The 16,141-nt window shown below is 70.2% G+C and carries 15 protein-coding genes and 1 tRNA gene; 10 read left to right on the top strand and 6 right to left on the bottom strand.

Translation table 11 applies throughout. The features are described 5' to 3' along the window. The first annotated feature begins 68 nt into the window (after positions 1-68). The 8 genes from AB0I54_RS31005 to AB0I54_RS30970 all read left to right on the top strand — a co-directional run bounded on the left by AB0I54_RS31005 (position 69) and on the right by AB0I54_RS30970 (position 8,832). Positions 69-803, top strand: coding sequence for a YcnI family protein (locus AB0I54_RS31005; protein WP_363299519.1), 735 nt, complete (start codon positions 69-71; stop codon positions 801-803). A 93-nt stretch (positions 804-896) separates the two neighbouring features. Beyond that, positions 897-1,550 (top strand): SCO family protein, encoded by a 654-nt coding sequence (locus AB0I54_RS31000; protein ID WP_363299517.1) that lies wholly within the window; start codon positions 897-899, stop codon positions 1,548-1,550. After that, the gene (locus tag AB0I54_RS30995) at positions 1,547-1,999 is read left to right on the top strand and encodes a copper chaperone PCu(A)C (protein WP_363299516.1); all 453 of its coding nucleotides are present in this window, start codon (positions 1,547-1,549) and stop codon (positions 1,997-1,999) included. Before AB0I54_RS31000 ends, AB0I54_RS30995 begins: the two co-directional genes overlap by 4 nt. A 13-nt stretch (positions 2,000-2,012) precedes the next feature. After that, positions 2,013-3,914, top strand: coding sequence for a copper resistance protein CopC (locus tag AB0I54_RS30990; RefSeq protein ID WP_363299514.1), 1,902 nt, complete (start codon positions 2,013-2,015; stop codon positions 3,912-3,914). Beyond that, positions 3,839-5,212, top strand: a complete 1,374-nt coding sequence (gene efeB / locus AB0I54_RS30985; RefSeq protein WP_363299513.1) for an iron uptake transporter deferrochelatase/peroxidase subunit — start codon at positions 3,839-3,841, stop codon at positions 5,210-5,212. Before AB0I54_RS30990 ends, efeB begins: the two co-directional genes overlap by 76 nt. A gap of 79 nt (positions 5,213-5,291) precedes the next feature. Continuing rightward, complete coding sequence (pheA, locus tag AB0I54_RS30980; protein WP_363299512.1) at positions 5,292-6,224, top strand: prephenate dehydratase; 933 nt, start codon at positions 5,292-5,294, stop codon at positions 6,222-6,224. Between the two features lie 530 nt (positions 6,225-6,754). Continuing rightward, complete coding sequence (serS, locus tag AB0I54_RS30975) at positions 6,755-8,032, top strand: serine--tRNA ligase (RefSeq protein WP_363299511.1); 1,278 nt, start codon at positions 6,755-6,757, stop codon at positions 8,030-8,032. Next, a complete protein-coding gene (locus tag AB0I54_RS30970) occupies positions 8,029-8,832 on the top strand; it encodes an HAD family hydrolase (protein ID WP_363299510.1) in 804 nt (267 codons plus the stop codon). Before serS ends, AB0I54_RS30970 begins: the two co-directional genes overlap by 4 nt. 198 nt (positions 8,833-9,030) lie before the next feature. On the opposite strand, the gene AB0I54_RS30965 is transcribed toward AB0I54_RS30970, so the two are convergent. The 6 genes from AB0I54_RS30965 to AB0I54_RS30940 all read right to left on the bottom strand — a co-directional run bounded on the left by AB0I54_RS30965 (position 9,031) and on the right by AB0I54_RS30940 (position 13,225). Beyond that, positions 9,031-9,117: transfer RNA gene (locus tag AB0I54_RS30965), tRNA-Ser, on the bottom strand. 284 nt (positions 9,118-9,401) lie between these two features. Continuing rightward, entirely contained in the window at positions 9,402-9,620 is a 219-nt protein-coding gene (locus AB0I54_RS30960; protein WP_363299509.1) for a hypothetical protein, read from the bottom strand. Positions 9,621-9,714: 94 nt separating this feature from the next. Further along, entirely contained in the window at positions 9,715-10,434 is a 720-nt protein-coding gene (locus tag AB0I54_RS30955; RefSeq protein WP_363299508.1) for an ABC transporter permease, read from the bottom strand. Between the two features lie 10 nt (positions 10,435-10,444). Continuing rightward, positions 10,445-11,356, bottom strand: a complete 912-nt coding sequence (locus tag AB0I54_RS30950; RefSeq protein ID WP_363299507.1) for an ABC transporter ATP-binding protein — start codon at positions 11,354-11,356, stop codon at positions 10,445-10,447. Further along, positions 11,353-12,261 carry an ABC transporter permease subunit gene (locus AB0I54_RS30945; RefSeq protein WP_363299506.1) on the bottom strand — a complete coding sequence of 303 codons (909 nt, stop codon included), beginning with the start codon at positions 12,259-12,261 and terminating at the stop codon, positions 11,353-11,355. Before AB0I54_RS30945 ends, AB0I54_RS30950 begins: the two co-directional genes overlap by 4 nt. Then, a complete protein-coding gene (locus AB0I54_RS30940) occupies positions 12,251-13,225 on the bottom strand; it encodes an ABC transporter ATP-binding protein (RefSeq protein WP_363299692.1) in 975 nt (324 codons plus the stop codon). Before AB0I54_RS30940 ends, AB0I54_RS30945 begins: the two co-directional genes overlap by 11 nt. A gap of 216 nt (positions 13,226-13,441) precedes the next feature. Here AB0I54_RS30940 and AB0I54_RS30935 point away from each other — a divergent pair, with 216 nt between their 5' ends. Then, the gene (locus AB0I54_RS30935) at positions 13,442-14,284 is read left to right on the top strand and encodes a M24 family metallopeptidase (RefSeq protein WP_363299505.1); all 843 of its coding nucleotides are present in this window, start codon (positions 13,442-13,444) and stop codon (positions 14,282-14,284) included. After that, a complete protein-coding gene (locus AB0I54_RS30930; RefSeq protein ID WP_363299504.1) occupies positions 14,281-16,044 on the top strand; it encodes an SDR family oxidoreductase in 1,764 nt (587 codons plus the stop codon). Before AB0I54_RS30935 ends, AB0I54_RS30930 begins: the two co-directional genes overlap by 4 nt. Positions 16,045-16,141: the final 97 nt, after the last annotated feature.

The following is a 16,141-nucleotide window of genomic DNA, read 5'->3' as shown; positions in this document are numbered from 1 at the left end:
CGCGCGTGCACTTCGTGCGCGCCCCCCTTCTTTCACCGGAACTCACACAGAGTGGAGTGCTCCACGCCATGAAGGTTTCTCGTCTCGCCGCCGCCGCTGCCGTCGCGGGCTCGGCCGTCCTCGCCCTCTCCGCGCCCGCCTTCGCACATGTGTCCGTGCAGCCCGAGGGCACCGCGGCCAAGGGCGGCTACGCGGTCGTCGACTTCAAGGTCCCCAACGAGCGCGACAACGCCTCGACCACCAAGGTCGAGGTCAACTTCCCGGCGGACCACCCGCTGGCCTCCGTGATGCCGCAGCCGGTCGCCGGCTGGACGACGGAGGTCACCAAGTCCAAGCTGGACAAGCCGCTGGAGATGCACGGCAAGAAGATCGACGAGGCCGTCACCAAGGTCACCTGGACCGCCGACGGCAAGGGCATCGAACCCGGCTACTTCCAGAAGTTCCCGCTCTCCCTGGGCACTCTGCCCGAGGACACCGACGAACTCGTCTTCAAGGCGGTCCAGACGTACTCCAACAAGGAGGTCGTGCGCTGGATCGAGGTGCAGCAGGACGGCCAGGAGGAGCCCGAGAACCCGGCCCCCGTCCTCACCCTGTCCGCCGCATCCGCCGATGAGCACGGGCACGGCTCCACGACCGCCGAGGACGCCTCCGACAAGAAGACCGAGACCGCGGCCGCGTCGGACGCCGGCTCCTCCGGCGGCAGCGACACCACCGCACGCGTACTCGGCGTGGCGGGCATCGTCGTCGGCGCGGCGGGAGTCGCGTACGGCGTGCTCGCCGGGCGCCGGCGGTCCGCCGCCTGACCCCCGCCGCCCGCACCGCGCACAGGGGGTCGTGCGACTCTTGCGTACGACCCCCGGTGCGCTCCGGAGCTCTCACATCTGGGACATTTTTCTATGCGCAAGAAGACGTTCGCCGCGGCCGCGCTGCTCGCCGCCGCCACCCTGACCCTCTCCGCCTGCGGCAGTGGTGACGACGGCAAGTCGCCCATCGCCGTGGTCTCCGAGGAGTCCGGCTCGGCCAAGGCCGCCACCCTCCTCGACAAGCCGTTCGAGAAGCCGGACCTGGTCCTCACCGACACACACGGCAAGAAGTACGACCTCCGCAAGGAGACCGAGGGCCGGCCGACGCTGGTCTACTTCGGCTACACGCACTGCCCCGACATCTGCCCGCTGACCATGAACAACGTCGCGGTCGCCAAGAAGTCGCTGTCCAAGGCGGAGCAGGCGAAGCTGCGGGTCGTGTTCGTCACCACCGACCCGGCCCGCGACACGCCGTCCGAGCTCGGCAAGTGGCTCAAGGGCATCGACCCCGAGTTCATCGGCCTGACCGGCGACTTCGCCACCATCCAGGCCGGCGCCCGCTCCCTCGGCATCTCCATCGAGCCGACGAAGAAGGACAAGAACGGCAAGATCGTCTCCGTCCACGGCACCCAGGTCGTCGCCTTCTCGCCGAAGACCGACGGGGGTTACCTCCTCTACGGCGAGGACGCCACCGTCGACGACTACACCAAGGATCTGCCCAAGATCATCGAGGGAGCGAACCCGTGAGGCGTCTCGCCGTACCCGTCGCCGTGCTGGCGGGCGCGCTCACCCTCGCGGGCTGCGGCGGATCCGACGACACGGCTGCCGAGCTGTCGGTCGGCGCCTCCTACATGCCCCAGCCGGTCTCCGCCGACATGGCCGCCGGCTTTCTGACGATAACGAACAAGGGCGCCGCGAAGGACGAGCTGACCTCCGTCACCAGCGACGTCGCGGGCCGGGTCACCATGCACGACACCGTGGGCGGCAGCATGCAGGAGGTCACCTCCTTCGCCGTCCCGGCACACGGCCGACTCGTGTTCAGGAGCGGTGGCAACCATCTGATGTTCGAGAAGCTGAACCGCAGGCCGAAGCAGGGCGACACGATCACGCTGAAGCTGAAGTTTGCCAAGTCCGGACCCCTCACCGTCGAGATGCCGGTGAAGTCCGCCACGTACAACCCGTCGACCGGACACTGAGGGAGGGACCACCTTGACCCGGACCACCGCCCCCCGCCTACGGACCCTGGTGCTGCTGTTCCTGGCCGTCACCGGCGCGCTCCTCGCCGGGGCCGGTCCGGCCTCCGCGCACGCCGCGCTGACCGGCAGCGACCCCGCGCAGGGGGTGGTGGTCGACAAGGCCCCCGACCAGGTGTCGCTCACCTTCTCGGAGAAGGTGGCGATGAACGACGACTCGCTGCGCGTCCTCGACCCCAAGGGCAAACGGGTGGACGTCGGCAAGCCGTCCGACGTGAGCGGGACGACCTACGCCGTGCAGCTCAAGAGCGGTCTGGGCAACGGCACGTACACCGTCACCTACCAGGTCGTCTCCGCGGACAGCCACCCCGTCGCCGGTGCCTACACCTTCTCCGTCGGCGCCCCGTCCATGACCACCGTCTCCGTCTCCGGCCAGACGGCGGGCGGCGGAGTCGTGGGCTGGCTGTACGGGTTCGGGCGGTACGTGTCGTACGCCGGCTACATCGTGCTGGTCGGCGGCGGCGCCTTCGTGCTCGCCTGCTGGCAGCGCGGCTCCGGGGTGCGGGCGCTGCAGCGGCTCGTCGTCGGCGGCTGGCTCGCGCTCACCGCGGCCACCCTGTGGCTGCTGCTCCTGCGTGGCTCCTACACCACCTCGGGGAAGTTCGGCGACGTCTTCGACCTGAGCCTGCTCGGCCAGGTGCTGCAGACCAAGACCGGCGCCGCGCTGGTCTCCAGGCTGCTGCTGCTCGCCGCGGCCGCGCTGTTCATCGCGGTGCTCTTCGGAACCTACGACAAGCGGGAGGACGAGGAGAAGCGCGACCTCAGGTTCGGGCTCGCCATCGGCGGGACCGTGGTCGCCGCCGGGCTGGCGGCGAGCTGGGCGATGGCCGAGCACGCCTCGACCGGGCTCCAGCCGGGCATCGCCATGCCCGTCGACGTGCTCCATCTGCTGGCGGTCGCCGCCTGGCTGGGCGGACTCGTCGCCCTGCTCGTCGCGCTCCACCGGGCGCCCGCCGACACACCCGTCGAGGCCGCCGCCGTACACCGCTTCTCCCGCCTCGCCTTCGGGTCCGTGGCCGCGCTGGTCGCCACCGGCATCTACCAGTCCTGGCGCCAGCTCGGCTCCTGGTCCGCGTTCACCGACACCCGGTACGGACAGCTGTTGCTCGTCAAGATCGGGCTGGTCCTGCTGCTCGTCGGCATCGCGTGGATCTCGCGGCGCTGGACGGCGCGGCTCACGGACACCGCGGCGACCACGGCCACCACGGAGCAGGCCGAGGCCGAGCTGCCCGCCAAGGAGCACGTCACGGCACCGGCCGCGGCCGGTGACTCCGAGCGTGCCGCCCAGCTCTCCCGGCAGCGGGCCGCCGTGGACGCCACCCGGCAGAAGCGACTGCGCAAGGCCGACCCCAACCGCTTCGGCCTGCGCCGCTCGGTGTTCGTGGAGGCGGGCGTAGCGGTCGTCCTGCTCGCCGTCACCACCGTGCTGACCCAGACCGAGCCTGGACGCACCGAGCAGGAGGCCAAGGCCGCCACGTCGTCGTCCTCCTCGTCCTCCTCGTCGTCCTCGACCTCCGGGGCGCTGACCCTGGACATGCCGTTCGACACCGGCGGCAAGGACGGCAAGGGCGTCGTACGACTCGACCTCGACCCCGCGCGCGTGGGCGGCAACGAGATGCACGTCTACGTACAGCGGCCCAACGGCCGGGCCTTCGACATCCCCGAGGTGAAGGTCGCCTTCACCCTGGAGGCCAAGAAGATCGGGCCCCTTCCCGTGACCCCCGACCACATCGCCACCGGGCACTGGGCGGCGGACGGGGTGCAGATCCCCATGGCCGGCGAATGGAAGATCGCCGTGACCGTGCGGACCTCCGACATCGACCAGACGTCCGTCTCCAAGAACGCGCAGATCGGCTGAACCGCACCATGACCGACCAGTCCACCTCCTCCGAAACGATCGCCCCCGAAGGGGCCGTTCCGGGGAACGGCGACCCCCACGAGGGGATATCGCGGCGGAAGCTGCTCGGCACCGCCGGTGCGACCGGGCTTGTGCTCGGTGCGGCGGGCGGGGCCGTGGGATACGCGGCCGCACCCGCCCAGGCCACCCCGCTGACCTCGGTGGGCTCCGGCCGGGCGATGTTTCACGGGAAACATCAGCCCGGCATCACCGAGGGCCTCCAGGCCCGGGGCCATCTCGTCGCCTTCGACCTCACGGCGGGTGCGGGCCGCAAGGAGGCGGCCGCCCTGCTGCGCCGGTGGTCGACGACGGCCGAGCGGCTGATGGCGGGCGAGGCGGCCGCGCACGACGACACGGACGTGGCCCGGGACGCCGGCCCGTCGTCGCTGACGATCACCTTCGGCTTCGGCAACAGCTTCTTCGCCAGGACCGGACTGGACAAACAGCGCCCGGTCTCCCTCGACCCGCTGCCCGACTTCTCCTCCGACCACCTCGACAGGGCGCGCAGCAATGGCGACCTGTGGGTGCAGATCGGCGCCGACGACGCCCTGGTCGCCTTCCACGCCCTGCGCGCGATCCAGAAGGAGGCGGGCGGCGCGGCCCGCGTCCGCTGGCAGATGAACGGCTTCAACCGCACCCCGGGCGCCACTGCCCACCCGATGACGGCCCGCAATCTGATGGGCCAGATCGACGGCACCCGCAATCCGAAGCCGGCGGACGCCGACTTCGACAAGCGGATCTTCGTCCCGGCGTCCGGCTCCGGCGACCCGGCCTGGATGGCGAACGGCTCCTACGCGGTCGTACGCCGTATCCGCATGCTCCTCGACGACTGGGAGAAGCTCTCGGTCAAGGCCCAGGAGGGCGTCATCGGGCGCCGCAAGTCCGACGGGGCGCCGCTGTCCGGGGGCACCGAGACGACCACGATGGACCTGGAGAAGGCCGACGCCCACGGCAACTACGTCGTTCCGGGCAATGCGCACGCCCGGATCACGCGGCCCGACCAGAACGGGGGCGCGGCCATGCTGCGGCGCCCGTTCTCGTACCACGACGGCTTCGACGCGGACGGGGTGCCCGACGCGGGGCTGCTCTTCGTGTGCTGGCAGGCGGATCCGCTGCGTGGCTTCGTGCCGGTGCAGCGCAAGCTCGACCGGGGCGACGCGCTGTCGAAGTACATCCGCCACGAGGCGAGCGGCCTGTTCGCCGTGCCGGGCGGGGCGGCCCGCGGAGAGTACGTGGGCCAGCGGCTGCTGGAGGGCTGAGCGCGCCCCGGTTCACTCAGGGGAGGGGCTGCCGTGAGACACGTGAGCCCCGTTTCCCCGAGGCCATTAGGGTGAGGACATGCCAGCGAGCTATGCGTATCTCGGCCCCGAGGGCACGTTCACGGAAGTGGCCCTGCGCACACTTCCGGAGGCGGCGACCCGGGAGCTGATCCCGTACGTTTCGGTGCAGTCCGCTCTCGACGCCGTGCGCGCCGGTGAGGCCGAGGCCGCGTTCGTGCCGATCGAGAACTCGGTCGAGGGCGGCATCACGACCACCCTCGACGAGCTGGTCGCGGGCGCGCCTCTGATGATCTACCGCGAGGTGCTGCTGTCGATCACCTTCGCGCTGCTGGTCAGGCCCGGCACCAAGCTGTCCGAGATCAAGACGGTCACCGCCCATCCGGCCGCCCAGCCGCAGGTCCGCAACTGGCTCAGGACCAACCTCCCGGACGCCGTCTGGGAGTCGGCCGCCTCGAACGCCGACGGCGCCCGGCTGGTCCAGGAGGGCCGGTACGACGCCGCCTTCGCCGGTGAGTTCGCGGCCGCCCGGTACGGTCTGGTGCCCCTGGAGACCGGGATCCACGACGCGGAGAACGCGCAGACCAGGTTCGTCCTGGTGGGCCGGCCGGCCCGGCCCGCGGCGCCGAGCGGCGCGGACAAGACCTCCGTCGTGCTGTGGCAGCGCGACGACCACCCCGGTGGGCTGCGCGACCTGCTCGGCGAGTTCGGCACCCGGGGCATCAACCTGATGCTGCTGCAGTCCCGGCCCACCGGCGCCGGCATCGGCAACTACTGCTTCTGCATCGACGCCGAGGGCCATATCTCCGACCGCAGGATGGCCGAGGCCCTGATGGGGCTGAAGCGGATCTGTCTGCAGGTGCGGTTCCTCGGCTCGTACCCGCGCGCCGACATCAAGCCCGACGATGTCCGGCCCACGCTGCCGGGGACGTCGGACGAGGAGTTCGTCACGGCGGCGGACTGGGTGGCGCGGTGCCAGGACGGCCGTTTCTAGCCAGTCCTACCTGCATACCTTCGTTGTCCACAGGAGTTATCCACAGGCGCTCTTCTCGACCTGGGGACAAGTCGACAACGAAGTGCCACTCAGTCGACAAATCGCCCTGCAACTCCCAGATGGGGCCACCGGCACACAGGTCACCCTTCGTCCACTCGTTTCCTTTGGTTCATCTTTTGGGGCGACCACTTTCCACCCGAAAGTAGGTGTCAGGGCGGTTTGGGTGGGGAATTCTTCGGCCCGTCGAACGCTTCCGGAGTGATCAATTCCGAAATCCACAGACCTTCCGCACAGCCTGTGGATAACTCTTCCCGGAGTGTGGACCCCTGTGGACAACCGGGCTTCCAAATCCCGTTCTCCACAAGGGAATCGAGTCAACACGACGCCTGCCGCTTGCCCCGTCCCAGGGAGTGAGACACTTTTCCTTGACACGCTCGGCAATTCGCCCATAACGGAACGTAAGCCGCGAATCGGAACCCGTTGGAATAGTGATTCGTGAGCGGCAACCCCGCACCGGTAGCCTTGAGCCCGTGATTGACCTTCGCTTGCTCCGTGAGGACCCCGACCGTGTGCGCGCGTCCCAGCGCGCCCGTGGAGAGGACGTCGCGCTCGTCGACGCCCTCCTGTCTGCCGACGAGCGGCGCAGGTCGTCCGGCGTCCGCTTCGACGAACTGCGCGCCGAGCAGAAGCAGCTCGGCAAGCTCATCCCCAAGGCCCCCGCGGACGAGAAGGCCGAGCTGCTCAAGCGCGCCGAGCAGCTCAAGGCCGACGTCAAGGCCGCCGACGCCGAGCGCGACGCGGCCGACGCCGAGACCCAGGAGCTCGTGCTCAGGCTCGGCAACCTCGTCCACCCCGACGTGCCCGTCGGCGGCGAGGAGGACTTCGTCACGCGGGAGACGCACGGCACCATCCGCGACTTCGGCGCCGAGGGCTTCGAGCCCAAGGACCACCTGGAGCTCGGCCAGCTGCTCGGCGCGATCGACGTCGAGCGCGGCGCCAAGGTCTCCGGCTCGCGCTTCTACTTCCTCACCGGTGTCGGCGCCCTGCTGGAGCTGGCCCTGGTGAACGCGGCGATCGCCCAGGCGACGGCCGCGGGCTTCACACCGATGCTGACCCCGGCCCTCGTCCGCCCCCAGTCCATGGCGGGCACCGGCTTCCTCGGCCAGGCGGCTCAGGACGTCTACCACCTCGACAAGGACGACCTCTACCTGGTCGGCACGTCGGAGGTGCCGCTGGCGGCCTACCACATGGACGAGATCATCGACGCGGACCGCCTCCCGCTGCGCTACGCAGGCTTCTCGCCCTGCTTCCGCCGCGAGGCCGGCTCGCACGGCAAGGACACCAAGGGCATCTTCCGCGTCCACCAGTTCGACAAGGTCGAGATGTTCTCCTACGTCACTCCCGAGGAGTCGCAGGAGGAGCACAAGCGCCTGCTGGAGTGGGAGAAGCAGTGGCTGACCTCGCTGGAGCTGCCGTTCCGCGTCATCGACGTCGCCACCGGTGACCTGGGCGCCTCGGCCTCCCGCAAGTTCGACTGCGAGGCGTGGATCCCGACGCAGGGCAAGTACCGCGAGCTGACCTCGACCTCGGACTGCACCGAGTTCCAGTCCCGCCGCCTGTCGATCCGCGTCCGCGAGGGCAAGCAGGTCCGCCCGCTGGCGACGCTGAACGGCACGCTGTGCGCCGTACCGCGCACGATCGTGGCGATCCTGGAGAACCACCAGCAGGCCGACGGCTCCGTCCGCGTCCCCGAGGTGCTGCGCCCGTACCTGGGCGGCCGGGAGGTCCTGGAGCCGGTGGCCAAGTGAGCGGCGCCTTCCCGTACGGACTGGTCGCCACCGATCTCGACGGAACGCTCCTGCGCTCCGACGAATCAATCTCACAGCGCACCCGTGACGCGCTCGCCGCGGCCACCGCGGCGGGCGCGGCGCACATCGTGGTCACCGGCCGCGCGGCCCCCTGGACCCGGCACGTCCTCGACGACCTCGGATACCAGGGCCTCGCCGTCTGCGGACAGGGCGCGCAGGTGTACGACGCCGGCGAGCACCGGCTGCTGACCTCCGTCACCCTGGACCGCCGCCTGGCGAGGGTGGCCCTGGCCAAGATCGAGGCCGAGGTGGGCCCGCTGTTCCTCGCGGCGAGCCAGGACGGCCTCGACGGCAAGGTGCTGGTCGGCCCCGGGTACGCGGTCACCGGAAGGCTCCCGGCGACGCCGTTCACGGACGTGTCCGACGTCTGGGCCGCGCCGCTGAACAAGATCTACATACAGCACCCCACCCTCTCGGACGACGAGCTGGCCGAGGCGTCCCGCCGGGCCGCGGGCGGCTTCGTCACGGTCGCCCTGGCGGGCGAGGGCATCGTGGAGCTGCTGCCGCTCGGCCTGTCCAAGGCAACGGGCCTCTCCCTGGCGGCCCGACGCCTGGGCCTGGAGCCCACCGACACGATCGCCTTCGGCGACATGCCCAACGACATCCCGATGTTCACCTGGTCGTCCCGCGGCGTGGCCATGGCCAACGCCCACGAGGAACTGAGGGCAGTGGCGAACGAGGTGACGTCCTCCAACGAGGAGGACGGCATCGCGGTGGTACTGGAACGACTGCTGGGCTGACGACAGCCACGACGATTCCGACCACTGCCGTGGACAGTCGTCCCCAACTGCTGTGGGCAGTCGTTCCGCAGGGCGATGGGGGTCCCCCCGCTCGAGCGAAGCCGAGAGTGGGGGAGGGTGGGCACAGCCTGCAGCACCGGGGGCCTCTTGACGCACCCCAGCCCTGAAATCCGGCCAAGTCCCAGTGACAACGTCTCGCGGAGGATGCACGGATCGAACGTGCGCGGGCCTCTCGACCCGACCATGGCTTAGCAAGCCAGTGCCTTACCACTCGGCCAATCCTCCGGGTGGGCGGCCCACGCGAGAGCGACATCGCGTGCTCGAAGCGGCCGCCCCGGGCAGTCCACGGCTCCACGGAGAGGTAAGGGCTACTCCGGAGTCCGCTGCGAACTGCCCTGTCGGGAGCTGGGCGTACTGCCGTGCATGGGCATCGCCCGGCTCCTCTCCCAGATCGTGACGCCGGGTCCGTCCCGGCGGGTGGGGCACAAACACTCTGCCCCGCCCCCGAGTTGGGCGCCACTGAATTAACCGGTGCGCAGAACCCGCATCAGCCGGTGCGCACCACCGCCCTACCGGCGGCGCCACCTGCGCCGACGTGACTTGCTGAAGAACCACCCCGCGGGCGGCTCGTCGGAGCGCCACGGCTGCGGTTCCGGCGACTCGGCACGCCAGCGGGCGGCGAGCATGCGGGCACGGGCGGACGGCTCGGACGTCTCCGCGGACCGTATGAAGTCCTCGTCCAGGACGACCCCGTCCCACTCGTCGTACGGCAGCGCCTCGTCAGCCATTCCCGTGCCTCCCAGCAGTGCATCCCCGGATCCAGTGTGCCCGGACGGGGGTGAAGCCCCCGTCAAGGCCGATGTGCCTGCTCCTGGCCGGCGCCTACTCCTCGCCCGCCAGCGTCAGCGACCGCAGTCTCTGACCCGCGTACCAGGTGGCCAGCACGGTGACCGAGACCAGCAGCACCGTGCCGGTCGTCAGGCTGACGTCCGAGGTGACCAGGTCACCACCGGTGACCTTGTGGGCGACCGCCAGCGCCCACTGCTGGACGCTGAGCGTGCGGGCACCCGAGACGAGGGAGCCGAACAGTGCCTCCCAGACGAGGGCGTAGACGAGCCCGAAGATCACCGCGTGCCGCGACACCGTGCCCAGGAGCAGGAACAGGGCCGCGTAGGCGATGGAGGCGACCAGGGCCGCGACCGTGTAGGCGACGGCGATCTGCTGGCCGTTGCCGTTGAGGACGAAGCCCGCGATCAGGGTCGGCACCGCGGAGAACACCATGGTCACGGCGATCGCCACGATCAGCTTGGTGAAGATGATCGTGGGCCGCTTGATCGGCTTGGACAGCAGATACACCACGGAGCCGTCGTCGATCTCCGGACCGATCGCACCGGTGCCCGCGATGACGCCGATGATCGGCACCATCGTGGCGAGCGCCAGGCCGCCCAGCAGGTCGGCCGCGGTCTGGTCGTCGGCGCCGGCCAGGCCGCGCACCACCACGGAGATCGCGATCAGCAGCATCGGCAGCGCGCCGAGGATGAGGGCCCGGCGACGGCCGAGCAGGGCCCGGTAGGTGAGCCGGGCGACTGTGGGGTCGTACATCTTCGGCCTCCTACGCCGCGACCAGATACGAGAAGACGGACTCGAGGGACTCGTCGGACGGCGAGACCGTGAGCAGCCGGATGCCGTGGTCCCGGGCGACCTTCGGCAGCAGGGTCGTGAAGCGGCCGAAGTCGACGGCCTGGATGCGCAGCGCACCTTCGGTCAGGTCGACCTCGATGCCGGACGTCGACGGGTCGGCGATCAGCGCGGCCGCGAGGGCGCGGTCGTCGCTGGAGCGGACCAGATAGCGGTGCGGGCGGTCGGTCATCAAGCGGCGGATCCTGCGGAAGTCGCCGCTGGCCGCGTGCCGTCCCGCGACGACGACCTCGATGTGCCGGGCGAGCTGCTCGACCTCTTCGAGGATGTGGGACGAGAACAGCACCGTGCGGCCCTCGTCGCCCATCCGCCGGAGCAGGTCCATGAGCTGCATGCGCTGGCGCGGGTCCATGCCGTTGAAGGGCTCGTCGAGCAGCAGCAGCGAGGGGTCGTGGACCAGCGCGGAGGCCATCTTCACGCGCTGCCGCATGCCCTTGGAGTACGTGGCGATCTTCCGGTCCTGTGCGTACTCCATCTCGACCGTGGCCAGGGCCCGTTGGGCGGCCTTGGCGCCCAGGCCGTGCAACTCGGCGTTGGCGACGACGAATTCGCGGCCGGTGAGGAAGTCGTACATCGCCTCGCGCTCGGGGACGATGCCGATGTGCTTGTAGATCTGCTCGTTGCGCCACACCGGCTGCCCGTCGAGCGTGACCGAGCCGGTGGAGGGGGCCAGGAAGCCGCCCATCATGTTGATCAGGGTGGACTTTCCGGCGCCGTTGGGGCCGAGCAGGCCGGTGACGCCGGGGCCGATGGTCATGGTGATGTCGTTGACGGCGACCACGTTGCCGAACCAGCGGGAGACGTGGTCGATGGAGAGCGTGGTCACAGTCCCACCTTCCGGTAGCGGCGCATCAGGAGGCCGTAGCTGGCGGCGATGAGGCCCAGGACGACGAGGACGTACACCGCGCCCTCCCCGTTGGACGGGCCGGCCCCTCCGGGGAAGGCGGAGGAGGCGCCCAGGAAGGCCGACTGCACTCCGTCGATGAGCGTGACCGGCGAGAAGAGGCCGATCCACGGAACCGCGCCGGTGTTGCCCTGGGCGTCGGCGATGGCCTGGAGGGTGGAGACCGCGCCGTAGGAGATGGTCAGGACGGCGATCACGGCCGCGATGCCGAAGCCGCGGCGCGGAGTCACGGCCGCGATGACCAGGCCGATACCGGCGAAGAGCAGCGAGAGAAGCGTCACGGAGACCAGTCCCTGGCCGAATTCCTTGGTCTGGTGGGCGAAGCCCATCTTGGCCAGCAGCGAGCCCACGTACATCACGAGCAGCGGGGCACCGGTCAGGACGAACATCGCCGAGGCCAGTGCCGCGAACTTGGCGAGGACGTAGTCGGCGGTCTCGATGGGCCGCGAGAAGTACAGCGGTACGGTCTTGAAGCGCAGGTCGCGGGAGACGGACTGGGGCGCCTGCGAGGCGATGTACAGGCTGATGACGGCCTGCATCACGATCGCGTAGCGGGTGTAGGAAACCGGCAGTTCGTGCGCCTTGGTGGCGACGGCGACCGCGACCATGATGGCCGCCGGCACGCACATCACCACGAACAGCAGCATCGGCAGCACCTTGGACTTCACCGAGCGGCCGAGGCCGTAGGAGCCGCGCAGGGACTGCGAGTACAGGGACCGGCGGGCGTAGGCGCGGCCCAGTCGGGGGCCGTCGTAGCTGCGGTAGCCGATGTTGTGGATGCGGGTCTGGTCACCCGCCGGTGTCGTCACGGTGGGCTCAACCGCCATGGCCGACCGCCTCCTTCCGCTGTGCGTCGCTGTCCGTGTCGCTCGTGAAGACCTCCGAGATGTGGTGCCTGCGCTGCTCCATGCGCACCAGGCCGAGGCCCAGATCGGCGACGACGTCGCGCACCAGGTCGTAGGTCTCCTCGCCCGTAGCGGTGAGCAGCAGGATGTGTCCGGCGCCGGGCAGGCCGCTGCCCTCGTCGAGGGTGTTCACCCCGCGCGCGTGCAGCGCGTCGCGCACCGCGCGGGTGCCGTCGGGGTGCTCGTCCGTGTCGGTGACCTCGATCGCCAGCGTGGCCGTGGTCTGGGTGAAGTCCCGGGTGGAGCTGGAGCGCAGGAGCTTGCCGCCGTCGATGATGACGACGTGGTCGCAGGTGCGCTCCAGTTCGCCGAGCAGATGCGAGGTGACCAGGACCGAGATGCCGAAGTCGGTGTGGATGCGCCGGATCAGGCCGAGCATCTCGTCGCGGCCGACCGGGTCGAGGCCGTTGGTCGGCTCGTCCAGGAAGACCAGCTGCGGGTCGTGGACCAGCGCCTGGGCGAGCTTCACCCGCTGTTTCATGCCGGTCGAGTAGCCGCCGATGGGGCGGTAGCGCTCCTCGTACAGACCGACGTGGCGCAGGGTGTCCGCGGTGCGCTCGCGGGCGGCGGCCGGGGGCAGTCCGGACATGCGGGCCATGTGGACGACGAACTCGGTGGCCGAGACGTCGGGCGGCAGGCAGTCGTGCTCCGGCATGTAGCCGACCCGCTCGCGGATGGCGGCGCCCTTGGTGGCGACGTCGAGGCCGAGCACCTCGGCGCGGCCCTCGGAGGCGGGGGACAGACCCAGCAGGATCTTGATCAGTGTGGACTTGCCGGCTCCATTGGCACCCACGAGCCCCGTCACACCGGGTCCCACGTCCACGGAGAGCCGGTCAAGCGCGGTCACCCGGGGGAACCGCTTGCTCAGGCTTTCGGTCGCGATCACAGTCACGTCGTCGACGGTAGTGACGCGCACCACGCAAGTCGTCAGACCCGAGAGCCGTCTTGGCGTCAGACTCCAGTCGTACGGGGCCCTAGGGGATGCCCTTCCTGAGAGTTATCCACAGCTCATGATCCCGCCTATTGACGCCGCCTCTAACAACTGTCACATTCACCAGTGTCAAGTTACGGACGCGTACCGCAGTCGACGGGACGGGGCGGCATGACGACGGCAGTGAACAGCGAACTCCCCGTGGAGCTGCGGGGATTCAGACGGGTCCAGCGCCTCGCGTACGAGTGCGCCGAGACGGTGGCGGCACAGCTGGAGCCCGGAGTGACCGAGCGCGAGGCTGCGCGCATGCAGCGCGAGTGGCTGCGCGAGCGGGGTGTGCGGGACTGGTTCCACCTGCCCTTCGCCTGGTTCGGGGACCGGACGGCGTTCGTGAACTTCCGCGTGCCGCTCCAGTTCTTCCCGACCGACCGGCGCCTGGCGCCCGGGATGCCGTTCATCCTGGACATGGCCCCGGTGTACGAGGGATACACGGCGGACATCGGCTACTCGGGCTCGCTCGGCCTCAACCCGGTGCAGGACCGGCTGATGGCCGACCTGAAGGCGCACCGTGAGCTGATCCTGCGCGAGGTGCGCGAGCGGCGCCCGCTGCGCGAGATCTACGAGCACGTGGACCACCTCATGGTCCGCCAGGGCTACGCGAACCGGCATCGCGCGTACCCCTTCGGGGTGATCGCGCACAAGGTGGACCGGGTGCGGCAGCGCCGCTGGTCGCCGCATCTGTTCGGATTCGGCACCCAGTCCCTGAAGGGCCTGGCGGCCGACGCGCTGCACGGGCACCGCGAGGGCTGGTCGCCCCTGTGGTCGCCGTACCGCTTCTCCGACCACCCGCCGCAGCCGGGACTGTGGGCGGTCGAACCCCACCTCGGCTTCCGGGGTACGGGCGCGAAGTTCGAGGAGATCCTGGTCGTCACCGACTCCCGGGACCCCGAACAGAGCGCCTTCTGGCTGGACGACGATCTGCCGCACGTGCGGCGCTGGGCGGAGGACGAGTGACGACGCTGAAGGGCGCACGGGAGCGCCGGGTGCGGACGGGCGGGGTCGAGCTGTGCGTGGCGGAGCTCGGGGACCCGGCACAGCCGACGGTGGTCCTGGTGCACGGCTACCCGGACAGCAAGGAGGTCTGGTCGGAGGTCGCCGTCCGCCTCGCCGACCACTACGGACTTCATGTCGTGCTGTACGACATCCGGGGTCACGGCCGGTCGACGGCACCGAAGCCGCTGCGCGGCGGCTTCACGCTGGCGAAGCTCACCGACGACTTCCTGGCGGTCGTGGACGCGGTCAGCCCGGACCGGCCGGTGCACCTGGTGGGCCACGACTGGGGTTCGGTGCAGTCGTGGGAGTTCGTCACGGTCAAGCGCACCGAGGGGCGCATCGCATCGTTCACCTCGATGTCCGGCCCGTCCCTCGACCACTTCGGTCACTGGATCAACGCGCGCGTGAAGCGCCCGACACCTCGCCGGCTGGGCCAGCTCCTGGGCCAGGGCGCCAAGTCCTGGTACGTGTACCTCCTGCACACGCCCGCCCTGCCCGAACTGGCCTGGCGCGGCCCCCTCGGCAAACGCTGGCCGAAGATCCTGGAGCGGGTCGAGAAGGTCCCCGGCGGCGACTACCCGACGTCCTCGCTGCCCACGGACGCCGCGAACGGCGCCTGGCTGTACCGGGACAACGTACGCTCCCGCCTGCTCAGGCCACGCCCGGACGCGTACGCGCACGCGCCCGTGCAGCTCATCACGCCCCTGGGGGACGCGTTCCTCTCCGAGAAGCTGTACGACGAACTGGAGCGGTGGGCTCCGCAGTCGACCAGGCGGACGCTGCCGGCCAAGCACTGGGTACCGCGCACCCGCCCCGATCAACTGGCCGCATGGATCGACGAATTCGTCACCGGCGTCGAGGGCGGCCGCCCCGAGGCGAAGCCCTCCGGGCGCCACTTCGAACGGTTCGGCGGCCGGCTCGTGCTGGTCACCGGCGCCGGCAGCGGGATCGGGCGGGCGACGGCGTTCGCGTTCGCGGAGGCGGGCGCGCGCGTGGTGGCCGTGGACCGGGACGCGGAGTCCGCCGCCCGCACCGCGGAGCTGTCCCGGCTGCTCGGCGCGCCCAAGGCCTGGGCGGAGACCGTCGACGTCTCCGACGAGCAGGCCATGGAGAAGCTCGCCGAGAAGGTCGCCGACGAGTACGGCGTGGTGGACGTGCTGGTCAACAACGCCGGGATCGGGCTGTCGGGCTCCTTCTTCACCACGACGCCGGACGACTGGCGCAAGGTCCTGGACGTCAACCTGTGGGGTGTCATCCACGGCTGCCGTCTCTTCGGCGGACAGATGGCCGAGCGGGGCCAGGGCGGCCACATCGTCAACATCGCGTCGGCCGCCGCGTACCAGCCCTCCAAGGCGCTGCCCGCCTACAGCACCTCCAAGGCGGCCGTCCTGATGCTGTCCGAGTGCCTGCGCGCCGAACTCGCCGGCCAGGACATCGGCGTGACGGCGATCTGCCCCGGCTTCGTCAACACCAACATCACCTCCACCGCACGCTTCACCGGAGTGGACGCGCAGGAGGAACGCCGCCGCCAGAAGCGGACGGCCCGCCTGTACGGGATGCGCAACTACCCGCCGGAGAAGGTCGCGGAGGCGATCCTGCGAGCGGTGACCCGCAACGAGGCGCTGGTACCGGTGACCCCGGAGGCCCGCGGCGCACACCTCATGTCCCGTTTCATGCCGGGGGCGTTGAGAGCGATCGCAAGAGTGGAACCGCGATTGTGAAACCCCGGCCTGCATAGCTGCGGGCAGTCGTGCCTCCCCCAAGCTCTTCGAGCAGGGGGGACCCCCAGGCGGCACGGGTGGGCGATGGGGGTCCCTC

Source organism: Streptomyces sp. NPDC050625 (genome assembly GCF_040654755.1).
In the GTDB taxonomy this organism is placed as follows: Bacteria; Actinomycetota; Actinomycetes; order Streptomycetales; family Streptomycetaceae; genus Streptomyces.
Note: the sequence above shows the minus strand (reverse complement) of the source record. Positions and strands in the feature narration are given on the sequence as shown.